Consider the following 16,745-nt stretch of genomic DNA (forward strand, 5'->3'; position numbering starts at 1 on the left):
TCCGCATAGTAAACCGGGTGTCTGATTGGACACCCGGTTTTTTATTTGGCCTTAACGGGAGCTAAATCCAGGATCTTCTGAATCCCGATAGCCAAAAGGACCACCAGGACACAACCAATTACGTTGAGCCATAAGTAAGCGACAAACTCCAACTTCCCCATAATGACGATGACAATCTCCGCAGCAATGGCTGCAAAAAAAACAGCCCGACCGTTCACATGTCTGACATAAAACGCGACCAGGAAAACCCCCAGGATTGTACCATAAATATAAGACCCCAGAATATTTACAGCTTCCAATAGATTGCCAATTTTGCTGGCATACAAAGCCATTGCAATGCATACAATACCCCAGAATACTGTAGCCAGTCTGGAAGCCTGCAGGTATTGCTGATCTGAGCCATCCTTCTTGATCAGACGCTTATATATATCGATCACTGTAGTTGAAGCCAGGGAGTTGAGTGCGCTTGCCGTTGATCCCATGGAAGCCAGGAAAATGATCGCGATCAGTAATCCGACCAGTCCTTTCGGGAGGTATTGTGTGACAAAACTCAGAAATACATAATTGTTATCGTCCGTATTCGCGTCTTTATCATTTTTGACCATCAGATCTGTCACCTGTTTCCGGATGGCTTTTTCTTTTTGATCGGCAGCTTGCAAGACTAACCTTTGCTGATCCACCGGTGCCTGGTCTTTCTGATCAAGAAGCGCATTCATCCGTTGTACTTCCACCTGCTTTTCTTCAAAAGCCTGATTATAGTTTTTCTTGATCTCATTAAATGCTGTTGAATAACTGCTTTTTTCCAGTTTATTCAATTCAACACTATTGAAAAAAATGGGCGGCTTATTGTATTGATAAAAGGTAAATACCAGCACACCGATCAATAGAATTAAAAATTGCATGGGTATTTTAACCAGGCCATTCATCAATAAGCCTAAGCGCGATTGACTAACTGAGGCGCCTGACAAATATCGGCCAACCTGACTCTGATCAGTACCGAAATAAGACAACTGGAGGAAAAATCCGCCAATCAAGCCTGTCCAAAGGGTATATTTGTTGTTTAAATCTAGTTTCAGATCAATCGCATCGGTCCTGCCCATTTTACCAGCAATACTGATGGCTTTGGTAAAACCAATATCGGAAGGCAGTAAATGGACGACCATAATTCCGGCAAGGAATAATCCACAGAAAATGATACTCATTTGCAGCATTTGCGTGTAGGACACCGCCTTTGTCCCTCCATATACCGTATAAAATATCACCAGGCTACCGATAAACAAGGTGGTGTATGTCGTGTTGATATCCAATATGGTTGATAAAATAATGGAAGGGGCGTAAATGGTAATGCCAGTTGACAATCCGCGCTGAATCAGAAACAGAAAAGCTGTTAAAGCACGGGTTTTCAAATCAAAACGTTGTTCCAGATATTCATAAGCAGTATAAACCTTTAACCTATGGTAAATGGGCACAAAGGTGATACACAACACAATCATGGCCAAAGGTAAACCCAGATAAAACTGTACAAAGCCCATTCCTGAAGAATAAGCCAGGCCTGGCGCAGACAGAAAGGTAATTGCACTGGCCTGGGTGGCCATCACAGACAGGCAGACATGATACCAGGGCAAGGATTGATTGCCCAGCAAATAGGTCTGTATGTTATGCGCCCCGCGACTTTTGTATACACCGTATACCACAATGACAACAAGTGTCAGTATTAAAACAGTCCAATCGATAACACTCATCCGAAATATCTGGTAAATAGGTAAAACGCCAGGATTAAAAACACCAGCCAGCAAATCAATAAAATATAAAACTGTTTCCAGGTTTTAACAAACGGCGGCAAATCTTGCTGGTCTTTCATTTCTTATTTTTTATACCTTATTTCTGTGCAGAAATCAGATTGACAAACAAACGATATGCTCCTGGTACTCCGGCAGGCAGTTGCCTGAAGAAGGAAATCCCGGTATATACATATCGGCCTTTACCATAATTTGTGACAATCAATGAACCATTCCTTTCTGCATCTCCCTGATCGTGCATACTTAAAACCGGTGTGTAATGCGAATCTATATCCGTAAGGAAATACAAACCCCGTTCCTGTATCCAGCCATCAAAGTCTTTGGCGGTAATTTTATTGGGGTAATTCAAAACCGGGTTTTGAGGCTGAAGAACGGTAACCAAAGCATCCTCCTCAGTAGTGCGATCTCTGCTCAACTTAAATGGGTACGGGCCTATATTGTCTATTTTTAAAGGCGTATTTACATTGTATTGAACCAATAACGTCCCGCCGTTTTCCACATATTTCATCAGTTTAGGCTGCATGTATTTAATCTGATCGTTAACGTTGTATAACCTCACGCCCGTAACAATTGCATCGTAGCCTGAGAGATCAGTATTGATGACCTGAAGGTCGGTCAGACTGGTTACGTCATATCCAATTTGTTTCAAAGATTCTGGCACCAGATCTCCTGCTCCGGCAATATATGCGATGTGTTTACCTGTCATTTTCAAATCTACCTGGTCCAGTCTGGCCTCCGCTGCCGGAAACAAGGTTTGTACAGGGATGTGTTCATACGCAACCACCCGCAAGCCTTTATCATAAGTTTGACCGTCGACAAGGACATGCATAGACAGCGTTCCGCCTGCTGCATTTTTATCTGGCGTAATGGTGAATTCCTGTGTTTGCTCATCTCCTTTTCTGGCGATATTGAATTCCACTTTTTGCGGAACAACTTTCCATCCTGTTGGAACCTGAGGTTCAAGTACGCCTTTTGCATCGTCTTTAAAACTCTTTAATTTGGTGCTGATCGTCTTACTTTCAGCAATCTTAAATAAAAATGCCTTTTCTGATAAGCTGGCCGTAACGGGAGGCGCTATAACCAGTGGTTCGTAAAGTTCTCCCCGGACCTGGTCGGTATATTTATAGACAATTGGCCGCTTGAACTCAATGGCCTTGCCTTCTATTGTAAACGTAAAAGTTGCAGACAAAGGTTCTGGGTTTTCGGGATTACCGACCAACAGTGGATCGTTGATCGTATAGGTCCCCAATGGATGTTTTTCCGCTAACCAATAAGGTTGCGAAAGTTTGTCGGAACTGATTTTCCCTTCAAAGCTTAACAACTTCCCTTCCGCAGGGATTGCGGCTTCCAGCGGGGCTTGTAAAGGGCTTACGTTGGTGAGTGCGACATTGGTTCCTTTACGCATCAATACCTGAGCGGTTACTGGTATCTGCGCGTTTACTGCATATTGAGCTTGTGGTGCATAACTCTCAAACCACAATCCTGCAGCAGCTACAATAAGTTGTTTTACTTTTTCTGTCTTTTCCGCTTTCCAATATTCGTCTTTGACATTTTCCAGTGCAGTGAGCACTTTCAGCAATTGAGGTAAGGACTTTGCGGGATTTGAAACCTGATAATCATCTGCCGTTTTCTGGATCAATTGGGTCAATCCATCAGCTCCTTTAATCCTGTTCCAGCTCAGATCGATTCCTTCAAATAAATCTGATTTCGCTGCCTCACCAGCTACGGGAGAAAAATATTCAAGCGCCGGCCCACGTTGCCTGGCAGATCCGAAACCCTGACTGCGGTGATTGGAACGGCTTTCCGCGGCAATTTCGCCATAACCTTTACCCAGTAAATTATTATACAAACCGATATCAAGCTTCAGCTGATCTGCTGCAGTGGTATTGTTACCACCAAAATTGAAGGTATTCCAGAGTATTCTTTTGGCCTGCCATGGCTTCAGATATTTCAATTGTTCTGGAAAGCGTCTCGGATCGGCAGCTGCGACAAAAGCTTCTCTGGCCAGAATTGCAGATCCGGAGTGATGACCGTGACCTGCACGGGCATCTTCAGGGAAGCGGGTGATGATGACGTCGGGACGAAACTTACGGATGACCCAAACGGCATCCGCTAAAATTTGTTCCTTACCCCAGATTTTAAAGCTTTCTTCCGGGTTTTTAGAGAAACCAAAGTCATTTGCTCGGGTAAAGAACTGTTCAGCACCGTCCATTCTACGGGCAGCCAATAGTTCCTGCGTTCGTATCAGACCTAATAGTTCAGCTTGTTCATTCCCAATCAGGTTTTGCCCACCGTCGCCACGGGTTAAGGACAGGTAACCGGTCCTTACCTTTTTTTCTTTCGCCAGATAGGCAAGCAAACGGGTATTTTCATCGTCAGGATGTGCAGCCATGTAAAGCACACTACCAACAACATTTAATCCGTCCAAACCCTGCTTGATCTCAGCAGCATTCAACTGCGGAATCATTTGAGCTTTTAAAAAAACGGGGGCAACAGCCAGAAAAAAGAACAGCGATTTATTAAACTTCATAAAAAAAACTTAATCATAAGTTCAGCGCGATTGCTGCGCTGACACCATGATCCGAAATTAATGAAATTTCGTCAATCTGAATTTTTTAATCTGTTTATCTCAGTAACAATACTGCAAAAATACTACTCTTTTTATAGGAGAATTTTGCTGCTGATTTCTTTGTCTATCGTGATAAATCCAGGGTATTTGACCAATGCACCTGCAACCTTAAAGCTTGGCTTGATTTTTAAAGTCAGGATGCCCTTTTTCTCTAGTCCGCCTTTGCTGCTTTTCAGGAAATCGGTGATCTGATCCATGACCTTACCATCAGAGATGAAGGGATACAGGTTAGCAACCATATCAATCGGCACCACAGTAGATTGTCCTGCATCAACATTGACACTTTGGTTCACAAAACCATTCACCAATTCTACTTTATTGATTAAGATTTTATATTCGAACTCGTTGATCGCGGCTGCGTTACTGGTTGGATTTTTGATCTCCAGATTCAGTTTGGCACGCAATGGAATGTCTCTTCTCAATAAACCCAATGCCAAGCCCGGCAAACTGGAAAGGTTGATGTTCTGCCCGTCTAACAAGTTTTTAACATTGGCTCCGGCCAAAGAAATGTTGTCAGCAGAAGTAATGCGGTAGGTACATTTTTCAAGCGCTTTAATCTGCTGTGCCTGCCTGTTAACGCCACAACTTTGTAATACAATTGCGGTTAAGCAAAATAATATGATTTTTTTCATTGCTATTTCATTTGGTGATGCGCTATAATAACGACTATCTTCTTCTTCTATTGCTACTCTTACTGATCAAATGATCCACGCTGTATTTACCACTTCCAGAAATCAGCAGGAATACATAGGCAACCAGGTAATGAAGTGCCATTTCCTTTTTGTCAAAGCCGTCAGCGCCATGAACAATAAATACAGCAACAACCATGGTGATGATCAAAGGAATGACAGCTAAGCGTGTACCCAAGCCAATTAGAAGCAAAATGGAACACACAAATTCAGCAAAAACAGCCAGCACCAAAGATGCGTAAGGACCAACACCAATAGGGTCTCCAAACTGGATTTCTCCACCAGCAATCAGTGTCTGCAATTTTTGGTAGCCATGAACCATCATAAAAACGGCAAAAGAAACACGCAAAATAAGCACGGCGAAATGAAGGCTTCCCTGATTAAAATTGGTATTGAATAGTCTTCTCATCATTTGATTTCGTTAGGGTTGTAAAGATGGTTAAATATAACAAAATTAAGAATTAACTGGCAAGCAATGATTTGATAAATCCCGATATGGCATCCTGGAGGATCAAGCGCTTGTCTTCATCCGGTTTCCCGGCTTTCTCAATCATCTGGATAGATACCAGTCCATGCAAAATAGAAAGATAGGTATGATATTTTAAAAACAGATTGGCTTGTTTGTCATTGCTGACCGCGATAGCTGCCGCTATGGTAGAAATCATCACCGTAGTCATACTTTTCATTTCGGCGATTTGATTGACCCGTTCACATGCAGGAATCCCCAAACCGAACATCAATTGGTAGTACTCTTTATGATCAAATGCGAAATCCCAGTAGGCATTAGCAATGGCCTCCAACTGCAAGGCGGGTTCCCGATGATGGCTTTTTACCTGCTCCAGTGTTTCAGCCAATTTTTGAAAGCCTTCCCTGGTAAACTCCAATAAAATGGCTTCTTTATTTTCGAAATGGTTGTAAATTACGGGCACGCTGTATTCAATTGCATCGGCGATCTTGCGGATGGAAAGAGACTGCCAGCCATCTGTAAGTACCTGCAACCACGCAGCCTCGAGGATACTTGCCCTAAATTCTTCTCTCTGTCTGATTTTTCTTTCAGCAATTCCCATACTCCATTTAATTTTATTAACAGTGTTAACAAAAGTAATGGGTAAATTATTTTTTAAGGATTATTTCTGCTTTCCTGACTTAAAGACAACAATGAATTAAATGTATTCCATCATATACGCCTTCGGTTTTTCTGCCCTCAGCGATTTTAAGGCCTTATCTTTAATTTGTCGCACACGCTCTTTACCCAGGTTCATTTGATGACCAATCTCATCTAAGCTGATTGCTGCACGACCTCCCAATCCGAAAAATAAAGAAAGAATTTCCTTTTCTCTTTGCGGCAATTTTCTCATCAGGCGTTTTACATCGACAAGAACAGAGTCCTGAAGCATGACACTGTCTGTTTTTTCGATGTTACCATCTTCCAGTGTGTCTGCCAGTGTAAAACCAGATTCTTCTGCAATCACAGAATCCAATGAGGTGGTCATGGGTGCATGATGTAAAAAATCAACGACTTTATCTTCGGGTAGCTCAATAAATTCACTCACTTCCTGCAGACTGGGTAAACGCTCCAGTTTTTGTTCAAGCTCACCCATAGCTTTATTGATCCGCATAATCCCACCTACCTGGTTTGCAGGTAAACGGACCATGCGTTTCTGTTCGGCTATGGCCATCATGATGCTTTGCCTGATCCACCAAACGGCAAAAGAAATGAATTTAAAACCCTTCGTTTCGTCAAAACGCTGCGCAGCTTTAATGAGTCCGAGATTTCCCTCAGCAATTAGATCAGATAAACGCATACCCTGGTTCTGGTACTTTTTAGCCACAGAAACGACAAAACGCAAATTACCTTTGACCAATCTGTCTTGTGCAGACTGATCACCTTTACGGATTTTTTGAGCTAGCAGAATCTCTTCCTGAACACTTAAAAGGTCAATTCTTGCAATGTCGCCCAGATATTTTTCTATGGAGTCTCCGTCCCTATTGGTAATGGACTGCTCTATCTTTAATTGTCTCATTGAAAGCAAGGTCAGAAGAAATGAGAATAAGATCAACGGATACCCACTATTTCCGAATATTTTACGGAAATAGGTTACTTTATTTACAATTTATTCGGATTTTACCACAAACAAGCCCAGTTTTTTTTATTAATTTCGAAAATCAAATATCACCATGAATACAGCAGATCTGGACAAAACCGACACCGGCATTTTGAAGCTTTTACAACAGAATGCGTTATTGAGCAATAAACAGCTTGCACTCGAGCTGAATAAATCCACAGCAACCATACACGAGCGGGTACGACGGCTCAAATCAGAGGGCTACATCAAACGTTCAGTAGCCATATTAGATGGTAAAAAAATCGGAAAAAGTTTAATTGCCTATTCCCAGGTACAGCTTAAAGAACATACTGATCAGGCCCTGAGCGGTTTTGAAAAAGAAGTGGTCAAATTTACAGAGGTGATGGAGTGTTACCACATGACCGGAGCTTTCGATTTTATTTTAAGAATTGTGATCTCTGACATGGATGCTTACCACAGTTTCTTAAGAAATAAACTGGCACAATTGAGTAACATTGGAACTGTACAGAGCTTTTTTGTGATGTCTGAAATCAAAAGTGAAACAGCCTATCCCCTATAAACAGAACAGCGTTAATTATTGAGGTCTCCTGAATACAGGATCAGGAGACCTCAATAATTAACGCTGATGACCTTTAAAGTTTAATGGCAATGTCTCTGCGCAAACCTTCATTACCTACCCGATCTACTGCAGAAACCGATATCTTATTCAATTTCAAACTCCCCTCTTTTACATTCTTCATCAGGAAACGATCATTTCTATTCAGAATGGTATATTTCCATTTATCTCCATACTGATAATAAATCACCCACCTGAAAACATCCTTCACATCGGTATGGTCCCAGCTGATCTTAACCTGATCTGCCTGCAATTCCGCATTAACCTGGGGTGCTGCTGGCGCCTGATTGTCTAGCCATGGACTTGGCGGAATCAATGCCGCCTGTTTATAAGGCCCCTCTAAAATTCCTTTGATCAATTTATCGTGTTTTGTTAAACCGGCAATACTCCAATGCACAGCGCCCATACTGTTTGGCAACATACCACGACTGACCATAATCTGATTTACAATTTCATCTACATTTTTATCATCACCACCCAGGCCAACATTCATACCCGGCCAAAGGTGCCTGTTCATGGTATTCTCTGAAGCCCACCAACCCAGCAAAACCGGGAAACTTTGACGGATATCATTGATTTTCCAATACAGTTGAGGCGTAAAATAATCGATCCAGCCTTTGTTTAACCATAACCTCGCATCTGCATACAATGTTGAATATTGATCCATCCCTTCAATAGAGGCCGGAAAACCGGGTCTCCAGATTCCAAACGGACTTAAACCAAATTTCACATATTTTTTTTCGGCCTTGACCTCTTTATAAACCCGTTCAATAAAAGTGTTTACACTTTCTCTGCGCCAGTCACCTCTCGATAATTTACCTCCGGATTTTTGGTAAGCAGTCCAGCTATCTGTATCCGGGAAATCAGCTCCGCCATTGTAAGAATCATACGGATAAAAATAATCGTCAAAATGTACCCCATCTATATCATAACGTTTGACGATATCGCGAACTACTGCTGAGGCATGATCCTGAGTACCTTTCTTAGATGGATCCATCCAATACTGGCCATCTTTCAGCTTGACCACTAGATCTGGTCTCTTTTTAACAATGGATTGATCAGAGATGACTTTTCCTGAGCTGTGATGTGCGCGATATGGATTCAGCCAGACATGCAGCTCCAGTCCCCGGTCGTGCGCTGCTTCGATCCAGAATTGTAAAGGATCATAATAAGGATCAGGTGCTTTCCCCTGAGTTCCGGTCAGAAAATAAGACCAGGGTTCCAAATCACTTTTATAAAGCGCGTCTGCCTGTGGCCGCACCTGAAAAACAACGGCATTGAAATTGTTATTTTTTAAAAAATCGAGTAAGGCGATAGCTTCCTTTTGCTGATCAGCCGTGCTGAGACCGGGTTTTGAAGGCCAATTGATATTGGCTACTGATGCAATCCAGGCTGCACGAAACTCTTTCATTGCCTGGGGCTGACCGGGAGTTGTAGCAACATAGGGGCTAACAGCGGCAGGTATCGATCCGGGAATGGCATTTTGATTGTTGGTAACAGCCGGCTTACGTGTACCGCAGGAATAAAACAAAAACAGACTGCAGCACAATGCTGGCAGCCTGTTTTTAATACTTTTGGTTAATGATTTCAATATCTTGTGGTTTTGTTGTGTGATACAAACAAAGCTACGAACTATTGTTTACGCTAACCTATAAAAAAACTAAAATCCCTAACGCAGTTACGCTGTTTGAAGTTTAGCTATATTTCTATAAGGGAATGAAGTGAAAATATGGCGACGCGCAAATCGACCTGGAGAATCCGCATTAACCAGTTTTACATAGATTGCTTTTGGAACACCAAAATACTCATAAGCACTTCCATCAAGGAAATGTACAGTAAGTACCAATCCTGCCCAATTGTAGTCTGCAATCCCACAAGTGGCTGTAGTTTGTGTATATTCTTCAATGGAAAGGGCTAAGGTTTCCGGAGCAATGCTAACCAGGAAATGATAGGCTTCGATAATCTCTTTACTTTTCACTTCTGCTTCCAGCTTTGCTTCCTCACTATCCTGAAATTTATCAGGGTGCCAGTCTTTCATTAAATTCCTATATATGGTTTTCAACTCTTTCAATTCGGCATCCTTCTGTACACCCAATAGTTTTCTGTAATCAGTGATCTTCTTCATTAATGTATAATTCTCTTTTTAGAGGTCATGAAACCTTACACGGTTTCACAAAATTTTGCGCAAAGATACTGGATTTTTTCTTCAGATTACGTTAAGTTTCAATTATTTATAAATTAACATTAAAAAACGGGCGCCGGGCCACGCTATCTGTCTGACAGGAGTCTGATTAGTTCCAGCTCCTTTTTTTAAAACTATTTGACAGTCACAAATGTTTATATCACAGGTGTCATTGTTATTAAAAAGAAATGCTATGTCAATTTATCTAGAATTCCCCGCCATTGCGGACTACCCAGTCTATACTCCATTAAATGAATTGTCTGATATCGTTCCAGACTGGCTTGTCAACGCTGTTAGAAGTTGCATGCCTGAACCTTCGACAGAAGAATCACCAGGTATGGATCAAAATCAATACGTCAGAGGTCAAATTTAACATCAAAAAAACCGCGATCCTTAAAGAAACGCGGCCTTTTGTTTTACCTGCATCGTTTTTAGTCCAGCAACTCAGCTAACTTTGCATCTACTTCTTTTTTGTCACCGGAAAAAACCAGGATTTTTCCTTCTTTATCTAGTAAAACATAAAATGGGATGAAACTAACCTGATACATCCCCCCTACAACCGAATTCATCTGACCAGGGGGGAAGTCGTCAACCACCTGAAGCCAGGGCATCTGTTCTACATCCATTGCTTTGATCCAATCGGCATGGTTCCGATCACCGGATAAAGCCAGAATCTCAAAACCCTTGTCTTTGTATCTGGGATAGATTTCCTTCCAATGGGGAATGGCAGCGCGACAAGGCTTACACCAGCTTGCCCAAAAATCAATCAATACATATTTTCCTCTCAAAGAGGACAAAGCAATTTTATTACCTTCTTTTGTTGACAAACTAAAATCAGGGGCCAGCTTACCAGGCATCAGCGCCTTTTTAGCCAGCACCTCCTTTTCTACCACCTTATAATAAAGAGATGCTTTTGCTTCCCCGGTAAGTTTACTCAGGATTTCATCTGTTTCAGCCAAAGACATTTCATAATCAAACTGATGATACTTATAAAAAGCATATGCCGATGCTACCGATGCTGGATTTGCCGCTACATATGTTTTCAACCATGTTTTTTCCCTTGATTTCTTAGCCAAAGCGAGGGTACCGCTTTGCTGTTTCAGCTCCTGGATTTTTGCAGGATCTTTCTCGGCCCGGATCTTTTGCCTTAAAACAGCAAGTTCCTGATCCATTTTCAATTGCTGCTGGTCCTTAAGATAAGTATTGTACTGATCCTGACTGGCTGAACCGGTAATTTTATTCAGCTTTTGGTTGCTTAAATCAGCTGTAACTTTAAGTATGCCCTGCTCTACAAATACCGGCATACTCCAATCTCCTCCATTTACTTTTAAGGTCATCATTTCCGGAGCAGCAATTTTTCCTTTCAATTCGAAGGATCCATTTTTTAAGATTGCGCTGTCTATGGCTTTGAAGCCTATGCCATCGGCACTGGCTTTCATCAGCATTACTTTTCCCGAAGTAGCGTTGTAAAGCTTGCCCTGAATGCTAAAGGCAGCAGTGTTTTGGGCGGATGCATAATTGCAAAACAATCCCATAAGCCCCAATAAGGCATTTATTTTTATCGTCTGTTTCATGTTTCTTTTAGTTTTTGTTATAGCCTGTATTCTGATCCCCAAATATTGGATTGTATATAAATTCAGAGGAAGGAACAGGAAGTATATATTGTACCTGACTGAGGATGGTTGGCTTAATCTGCTGCACCCTGGTAATTGGCAAACGAAGAAGCGAAAGCCATTCCATGCCATCTTCTGCAAGGAGACTTTTTACCGTTTCTTTGTACAACTCAAAAAGCAATAGGTCCGGAGTCGATGCATTTTCTATAGCAAGATAAGGCATATTATTTACCGTCGCCGTGATGCCTGCTTTACTTTGGATCACATGGACCAGGTTTTTGGCATCAGTCAGACTACCACCCGATCGGATAATCGCCTCAGCTTTTAACAAATAGACTTCCGTTAACCTCAACACATAATCACTTTCAGAAATCTTGGTTGGTGTAGTATTTTGAATCATGTGTTTCGTAAAAAAGAATGTATTGGGTGCATTTACACCGGGATTAGCCGTGCCAATCATCCATGCCTGCCGTGGATCATTATTCAATAGCGTCCTTAGATTTGTTGTTGCCACATACAAACTGGAAGCTCCAGGCCAATATTGCGCACTTTTGCTATAATAATCTTTTTCCTGATTTGCCTGGGGGGTAATGCCAAGAATGACCTCTTTACTTGCCAATCCATTTTTATGGAAAACATCCTCCGCTTTTGCTTCCAGGACATAAGTGCTATTTTGTGTAATGTTATCCGCAAGGCTCATGATTTCGGCATAATCACCACTTCCGCCTCTGCACATCAGCACCCGCATTTTAAGCGCCATCCCTGCCCACTTGGTCACATAAAAGCTTTGATTTGTTGCGGGCGCATTGGCAATCACCTCATTCAGGTCTGCAATGATAAAATCATAACTTTCCTTCACAGTACTGCGTGCCTTAACAATATTTGACAGCGTAGAAAGTTCATTTCTAAGCAATACACCCTGGCTGCTTTCAGGTTTATACCATTCGGCAAAATAACTGAGCAATTTGAAGTGCGCATACGCCCGCAAAAATTTTGCTTCGGCAATGATCTCTTTTTTCCTGTTGCCACTAAACTTCGCATCGTCCAGCACACTGATTCCTTTAATCACCCCATTGGCGGCATTCAACACTTTATAAGATTCTTCCCAGTAATAATTGGGCATCCGGGCATTGTTATTTTCATCTTCATATCCGGGGCCAGAACCGAAAGTCAGGTATCCACTCAAACGCATTGGTACTACCTGATGTTGCTGCCACCCGGTTTTAAGTGCCGTTGCGTTAGCAAAAGTGTAGTAAGCACCATTTAAGGCAATCTGCGCAGTACCTTGATCCAGGATCGTATTGGCATCCACTTTTGAGTTTTTAGGTAAGGCACCAAGTTCCTTTTTACACGCACCAAAGGCCAAAATCAGGATACTGTATGCGATATATTGATATATTTTTGTTTTCATCTCCTTATATTTTACGGTCTAACAAATTAAAATCCCAAACGCAGGCCAAAACTCAGTTGTTTAACTGTAGGATAACCAGCCGAATCATTGTATCCGCCAATCAAACTATAAGGGTTATTGCTGGTTTCAGGATCTGCTCCGGGATAGTTTGTAATGGTAAACAAATTGGTTGCCGAGACATATACAGAGGCCTGGTTCAATTTGAATCTGCTCAATAGTGTTTTGGAAAGCTGATAGTTTAAAGTCATTGATTTTAACCTGATGAAGGAAGCATCATAAATATTCTGACTCGAAGCGGTGCCATAGGAATATCCCTGCCCCAGTATCAACCTCGGTCTGTCCGAGGATTGGTTTTCAGGTGTCCATCTATTTAAAATTCTAACTCCCTTGTTTGTCCGCTGCGAAACATCGGCATTCTGAATGTCGGCCAGGTAAGAGATCTGACCACCATAAGAAAATGTTGCCAACGCAGTCAGTGTAAAATTCTTAAAGCTCAGACTATTGGTATAGCCACCATAATACTTAGGTTCAGCATGTCCGATAACGCTACTTTTCATAAATTTGGTTTGCGGATCGATGACATACTTTGTGTCGCCAATTCCTAGATAGGTGAAATAGGAGGCCCAGTTAGGGAAACTTGCCTTATAGCTATCCAGCTCTTGCTGTGTTCTGATCAGTCCGTCATTGGTGTACCCATAAAACAGGCCTACGGGTTCACCAACTTTAAGCACCGTACTTCCGTAATTGTAAGTCTTAGGATTCGTAGGGTCAGCAAAATCATTAGACAAGGCCATCACTTTAGAGCGATTACCTGAAATATTTAAAGTTCCTGACCACTGCCAGTTCTTACTCCTGATAAAATCGCCGCCGATCTGTAATTCCAATCCCCGGTTATTGATATCAGCGAGGTTAGCGGTAACACCTTTAAATCCGGAACTGCTTGCCACCGTTGCAGGAAACAATATGCCAGAAGTCGATTTTTCATAATAGCCAAATTCTCCACGAATACGTGATTTAAAGAACTGAAATTCCAGGCCGAGATCCTTTTGTAAAGTAGATTCCCATTTAATCTGGTCATTGCCCAGCTGACTGGGAGAAAGTCCGTTAAGTCCGGCATAAGAAACCGGTGAATACAGCGTATAGAATAAATTATCACCAATATTTTGTGTTCCTGTACGTCCGGCACTGGCCCTGATTTTGATTTCATCAATCCATTTGATTTCTTTTAGAAAATTTTCCTGCGAAATGCGCCAGGCTACCCCACCAGAAGGAAAATATCCCACCCTATTTTTTTCAGGGAATTTAGATGAAGCATCTGAACGTCCGGTAAACGTGAAGATATACTTATCAAACATGGCATAATTGGCCCTGGCGTAGAAACTGAGCAGTGAGTTTTGAGCAGAAAGACCTGTATTGGGAAGCGTTGTTGCCGCCGAAGACAGGTTATTCAGATAGGTATCATCCGGAAAGCCCTGCCCGCTTGCAGAGAAAGAACTGCTTCTGCTAATTTGCCATGAAGTACCCGCAAGAACATTTAGCCGGTGGTCTTTATTGAATTCTTTATTCCAGGTCAGTGTGTTTTCATAAAACACGTTCGATTCCTGTGATTGAGACTCCGTACCAATTCCTTTCAGTTGTTGCGTACCAAAAGAAGCGGCAATCAATGCTGTACTTGGCTGATAGTTTGTCTGACGGTAGTTGTTATAATTGACAGAGACTGTACTTCTAAATTTCAGTGTCTTCAAAATGTCGTACTCACCGGCAAGGGATCCAATCAATGTAAAACTGCTGGCACGGTTTACTGCGGTTAACAAGCCCATGGGATTCTGAAATCCCTCATAGCCAAAATCGCCATTGTCCGTAGATGTAATTGCCCTGACACTGCCATCCGAATTGTAAGCTGCAATTGTTGGCGGCGCAAATAAGGCCTGGGTATAAATGCCATTGGTGATGTTATTTTTACTGTAGCCGTAATCCAGGTTGGTATTAAATCTGAGTTTCCGGTTAATCTCATTATCCAGACTTAATTTCCCCGCTAATCTGGTATAGTCTGTACCTTTTACCACCCCATTATTTTTGTTATAGGTAACGGAGGTATAATAGCGTGAACCAGCTCCACCGCCGCGAAGTGAAATGTCAGCATTCTGGGTGATGCTTTTCCTTAAAACAAGGTCAAGCCAATCGGTATTTGCTGTTCCAAAATAATCGGGATTGTTGAGGATGTTATTTGCAAGGGCAGTTGGTGCACGTGGCGGGGTATAAGCTGCCCGCGCGTCATTCAGGTTTTTCGCAGCCTCCTTTAAAATCATGATGTATTGGTCCCTGTCCAGAAGCTTTTCTTTTACTGCGGTACTTTGCCCAACATAATAATTCACATCAAGTGTTGCTTTCTGATTAAATTTCCCTTTTTTGGTGGTGATGATAATCACGCCATTTGCTGCCCTGGAGCCATATATGGCAGTTGCCGATGCATCCTTCAGGATGTCAATGCTTTCAATATCATTGATATTTAATCCGCCCAGACTATTTAAACCTCTAGCAAAAGATCCGGAAATGGTACTGCCACCACTGCCACCGTCAAGTCCAAAACCTTCTACCGGACTTACAATTTCAGCAGCACTTTGAATGTACCGGTTCTGTATCTGCATTTGTACACCATCAATGATATACAGGGGATCATTTCCGCCCAATAATGAAGTACCGCCGCGGATGCGGATTTTAGCAACCCCACCCGGAGAACCATCCGCCTGCACAACCTGTACCCCAGCTGCTTTTCCACTTAAAGCCTGGTCGACTGTAGCAAAAGGAACATTTTTAATCTCATCAATACTGATTGATGCCACAGATCCCGTCAAATCCTTTCTTCGGGTACTGCCATACCCTACAACCACCATTTCATTCAGCTTACTGGTTTCTGCAACCAATATCACCAGTAAGCTGTTCTTTACAGGAACTTCCCGACTGCCATAGCCAATCGATGAAAAGATCAGCACCGCATTTTCATCGGGTACATTGATTATAAATTCACCATACTCTCCGGTCACAGTGCTCTTTTTAGTGCCTTTTACCCGCACATTTACAGAAGTAAGCGGACGGCCCGATTCATCAGTTACATGTCCCTTAATGTCAATGGCTTTAAAACCATTAACAATACGTTCGAATAACGAGGGCTTTTTCCTGGTAATGACAATTGTTTTCTCATTCAGTTCATAAGTCAGATCCTGGCCTTCAAAAATTTTATCCAGGGCATCTGTTAATGGCATATCGACAACATCCACGTTAACCGGTTTTACCTGGTCAAGCAAGTCGCTGCCATACAGCACATCGAGGCCACTTTGCATTTTGATTTTTTTCAGAACCTGCGCCATGGCGGTATTTTTAGCAGATAAGGTGATCCGTTGCGCAAAGCCAGCTGCGCTGACCTGCAACAAACAGGTGGTCATTATCATGATGATCATCTTCATAATCAATAATAATTTTCGCGGAAGCCACGGGCGTGGCTTACCTAGGTTAAAAGCATTTAAATTCATACTTTTGTTCAGTTTGGGTTAAGACGATAAGTTGATAGCTAATTGTTTTTTTCTGGTTTTACCAGAAGGGTTAACTCAAATTTTTAGCCGTAAAGTGCTTCGAACCACTTTACGGTTTTTTATATGTTTACCTGCCATGCAGGTTCCCTGATCTGAGTTCCCTTTTTTTGTCAATACTTCTTTCGTAAA

At 42.1% G+C, this 16,745-nt stretch carries 12 protein-coding genes; 1 reads left to right on the plus strand and 11 read right to left on the minus strand.

What is annotated here, in order from left to right; translation table 11 throughout:
- Positions 1-41: 41 nt before the first annotated feature.
- From IM797_RS21045 to IM797_RS21070, 6 genes are all read right to left on the minus strand, one after another.
- A complete protein-coding gene (locus tag IM797_RS21045) occupies positions 42-1,742 on the minus strand; it encodes a sodium:solute symporter (protein ID WP_194129165.1) in 1,701 nt (566 codons plus the stop codon).
- Between the two features lie 136 nt (positions 1,743-1,878).
- On the minus strand, positions 1,879-4,329 hold the full coding sequence (locus IM797_RS21050) for a PIG-L family deacetylase (protein ID WP_194129166.1): 2,451 nt from the start codon (positions 4,327-4,329) through the stop codon (positions 1,879-1,881).
- A 131-nt stretch (positions 4,330-4,460) separates the two neighbouring features.
- Positions 4,461-5,060: a hypothetical protein gene (locus IM797_RS21055; protein ID WP_194129167.1), complete on the minus strand. Its 600-nt coding sequence runs from the start codon at positions 5,058-5,060 to the stop codon at positions 4,461-4,463.
- A 34-nt stretch (positions 5,061-5,094) separates the two neighbouring features.
- Positions 5,095-5,529, minus strand: coding sequence for a DoxX family protein (locus tag IM797_RS21060; protein ID WP_228099009.1), 435 nt, complete (start codon positions 5,527-5,529; stop codon positions 5,095-5,097).
- 49 nt (positions 5,530-5,578) lie between these two features.
- Positions 5,579-6,184 (minus strand): TetR/AcrR family transcriptional regulator, encoded by a 606-nt coding sequence (locus IM797_RS21065; RefSeq protein WP_194129168.1) that lies wholly within the window; start codon positions 6,182-6,184, stop codon positions 5,579-5,581.
- Positions 6,185-6,280: 96 nt separating this feature from the next.
- Positions 6,281-7,141 carry an RNA polymerase sigma factor RpoD/SigA gene (locus IM797_RS21070; RefSeq protein WP_194129169.1) on the minus strand — a complete coding sequence of 287 codons (861 nt, stop codon included), beginning with the start codon at positions 7,139-7,141 and terminating at the stop codon, positions 6,281-6,283.
- 154 nt (positions 7,142-7,295) lie between these two features.
- Between IM797_RS21070 and IM797_RS21075 the strand changes: the two genes are divergently transcribed.
- Positions 7,296-7,763: an Lrp/AsnC family transcriptional regulator gene (locus tag IM797_RS21075; RefSeq protein ID WP_194129170.1), complete on the plus strand. Its 468-nt coding sequence runs from the start codon at positions 7,296-7,298 to the stop codon at positions 7,761-7,763.
- 73 nt (positions 7,764-7,836) lie between these two features.
- Here the strand turns inward: IM797_RS21075 and IM797_RS21080 are convergent, their stop codons facing one another.
- From IM797_RS21080 to IM797_RS21100, 5 genes are all read right to left on the minus strand, one after another.
- Positions 7,837-9,411 carry a glycoside hydrolase family 10 protein gene (locus IM797_RS21080; RefSeq protein ID WP_228099013.1) on the minus strand — a complete coding sequence of 525 codons (1,575 nt, stop codon included), beginning with the start codon at positions 9,409-9,411 and terminating at the stop codon, positions 7,837-7,839.
- Between the two features lie 87 nt (positions 9,412-9,498).
- Positions 9,499-9,945 (minus strand): KTSC domain-containing protein, encoded by a 447-nt coding sequence (locus tag IM797_RS21085; protein ID WP_194129171.1) that lies wholly within the window; start codon positions 9,943-9,945, stop codon positions 9,499-9,501.
- 488 nt (positions 9,946-10,433) lie between these two features.
- Positions 10,434-11,576, minus strand: coding sequence for a TlpA disulfide reductase family protein (locus IM797_RS21090; RefSeq protein ID WP_194129172.1), 1,143 nt, complete (start codon positions 11,574-11,576; stop codon positions 10,434-10,436).
- A 7-nt stretch (positions 11,577-11,583) separates the two neighbouring features.
- Positions 11,584-13,026, minus strand: a complete 1,443-nt coding sequence (locus IM797_RS21095) for a RagB/SusD family nutrient uptake outer membrane protein (RefSeq protein ID WP_194129173.1) — start codon at positions 13,024-13,026, stop codon at positions 11,584-11,586.
- 26 nt (positions 13,027-13,052) lie between these two features.
- Positions 13,053-16,490, minus strand: a complete 3,438-nt coding sequence (locus tag IM797_RS21100) for a TonB-dependent receptor (protein ID WP_194129174.1) — start codon at positions 16,488-16,490, stop codon at positions 13,053-13,055.
- Positions 16,491-16,745: the final 255 nt, after the last annotated feature.

This window comes from Pedobacter sp. MC2016-24, from assembly GCF_015223055.1.
Classification (GTDB): Bacteria; Bacteroidota; Bacteroidia; order Sphingobacteriales; family Sphingobacteriaceae; genus Pedobacter.

Excerpts from the sequence above, each read along its gene's own strand:
- IM797_RS21100 (WP_194129174.1), bottom strand. The coding sequence starts at position 16,490 with ATGAAGATGATCATCATGATAATGACCACCTGTTTGTTGCAGGTCAGC.
- IM797_RS21065 (WP_194129168.1), bottom strand. The coding sequence starts at position 6,184 with ATGGGAATTGCTGAAAGAAAAATCAGACAGAGAGAAGAATTTAGGGCA.
- IM797_RS21075 (WP_194129170.1), top strand. The coding sequence starts at position 7,296 with ATGAATACAGCAGATCTGGACAAAACCGACACCGGCATTTTGAAGCTT.
- IM797_RS21050 (WP_194129166.1), bottom strand. The coding sequence starts at position 4,329 with ATGAAGTTTAATAAATCGCTGTTCTTTTTTCTGGCTGTTGCCCCCGTT.
- IM797_RS21090 (WP_194129172.1), bottom strand. The coding sequence starts at position 11,576 with ATGAAACAGACGATAAAAATAAATGCCTTATTGGGGCTTATGGGATTG.
- IM797_RS21045 (WP_194129165.1), bottom strand. The coding sequence starts at position 1,742 with ATGAGTGTTATCGATTGGACTGTTTTAATACTGACACTTGTTGTCATT.
- IM797_RS21085 (WP_194129171.1), bottom strand. The coding sequence starts at position 9,945 with ATGAAGAAGATCACTGATTACAGAAAACTATTGGGTGTACAGAAGGAT.
- IM797_RS21060 (WP_228099009.1), bottom strand. The coding sequence starts at position 5,529 with ATGATGAGAAGACTATTCAATACCAATTTTAATCAGGGAAGCCTTCAT.
- IM797_RS21055 (WP_194129167.1), bottom strand. The coding sequence starts at position 5,060 with ATGAAAAAAATCATATTATTTTGCTTAACCGCAATTGTATTACAAAGT.
- IM797_RS21070 (WP_194129169.1), bottom strand. The coding sequence starts at position 7,141 with ATGAGACAATTAAAGATAGAGCAGTCCATTACCAATAGGGACGGAGAC.
- IM797_RS21095 (WP_194129173.1), bottom strand. The coding sequence starts at position 13,026 with ATGAAAACAAAAATATATCAATATATCGCATACAGTATCCTGATTTTG.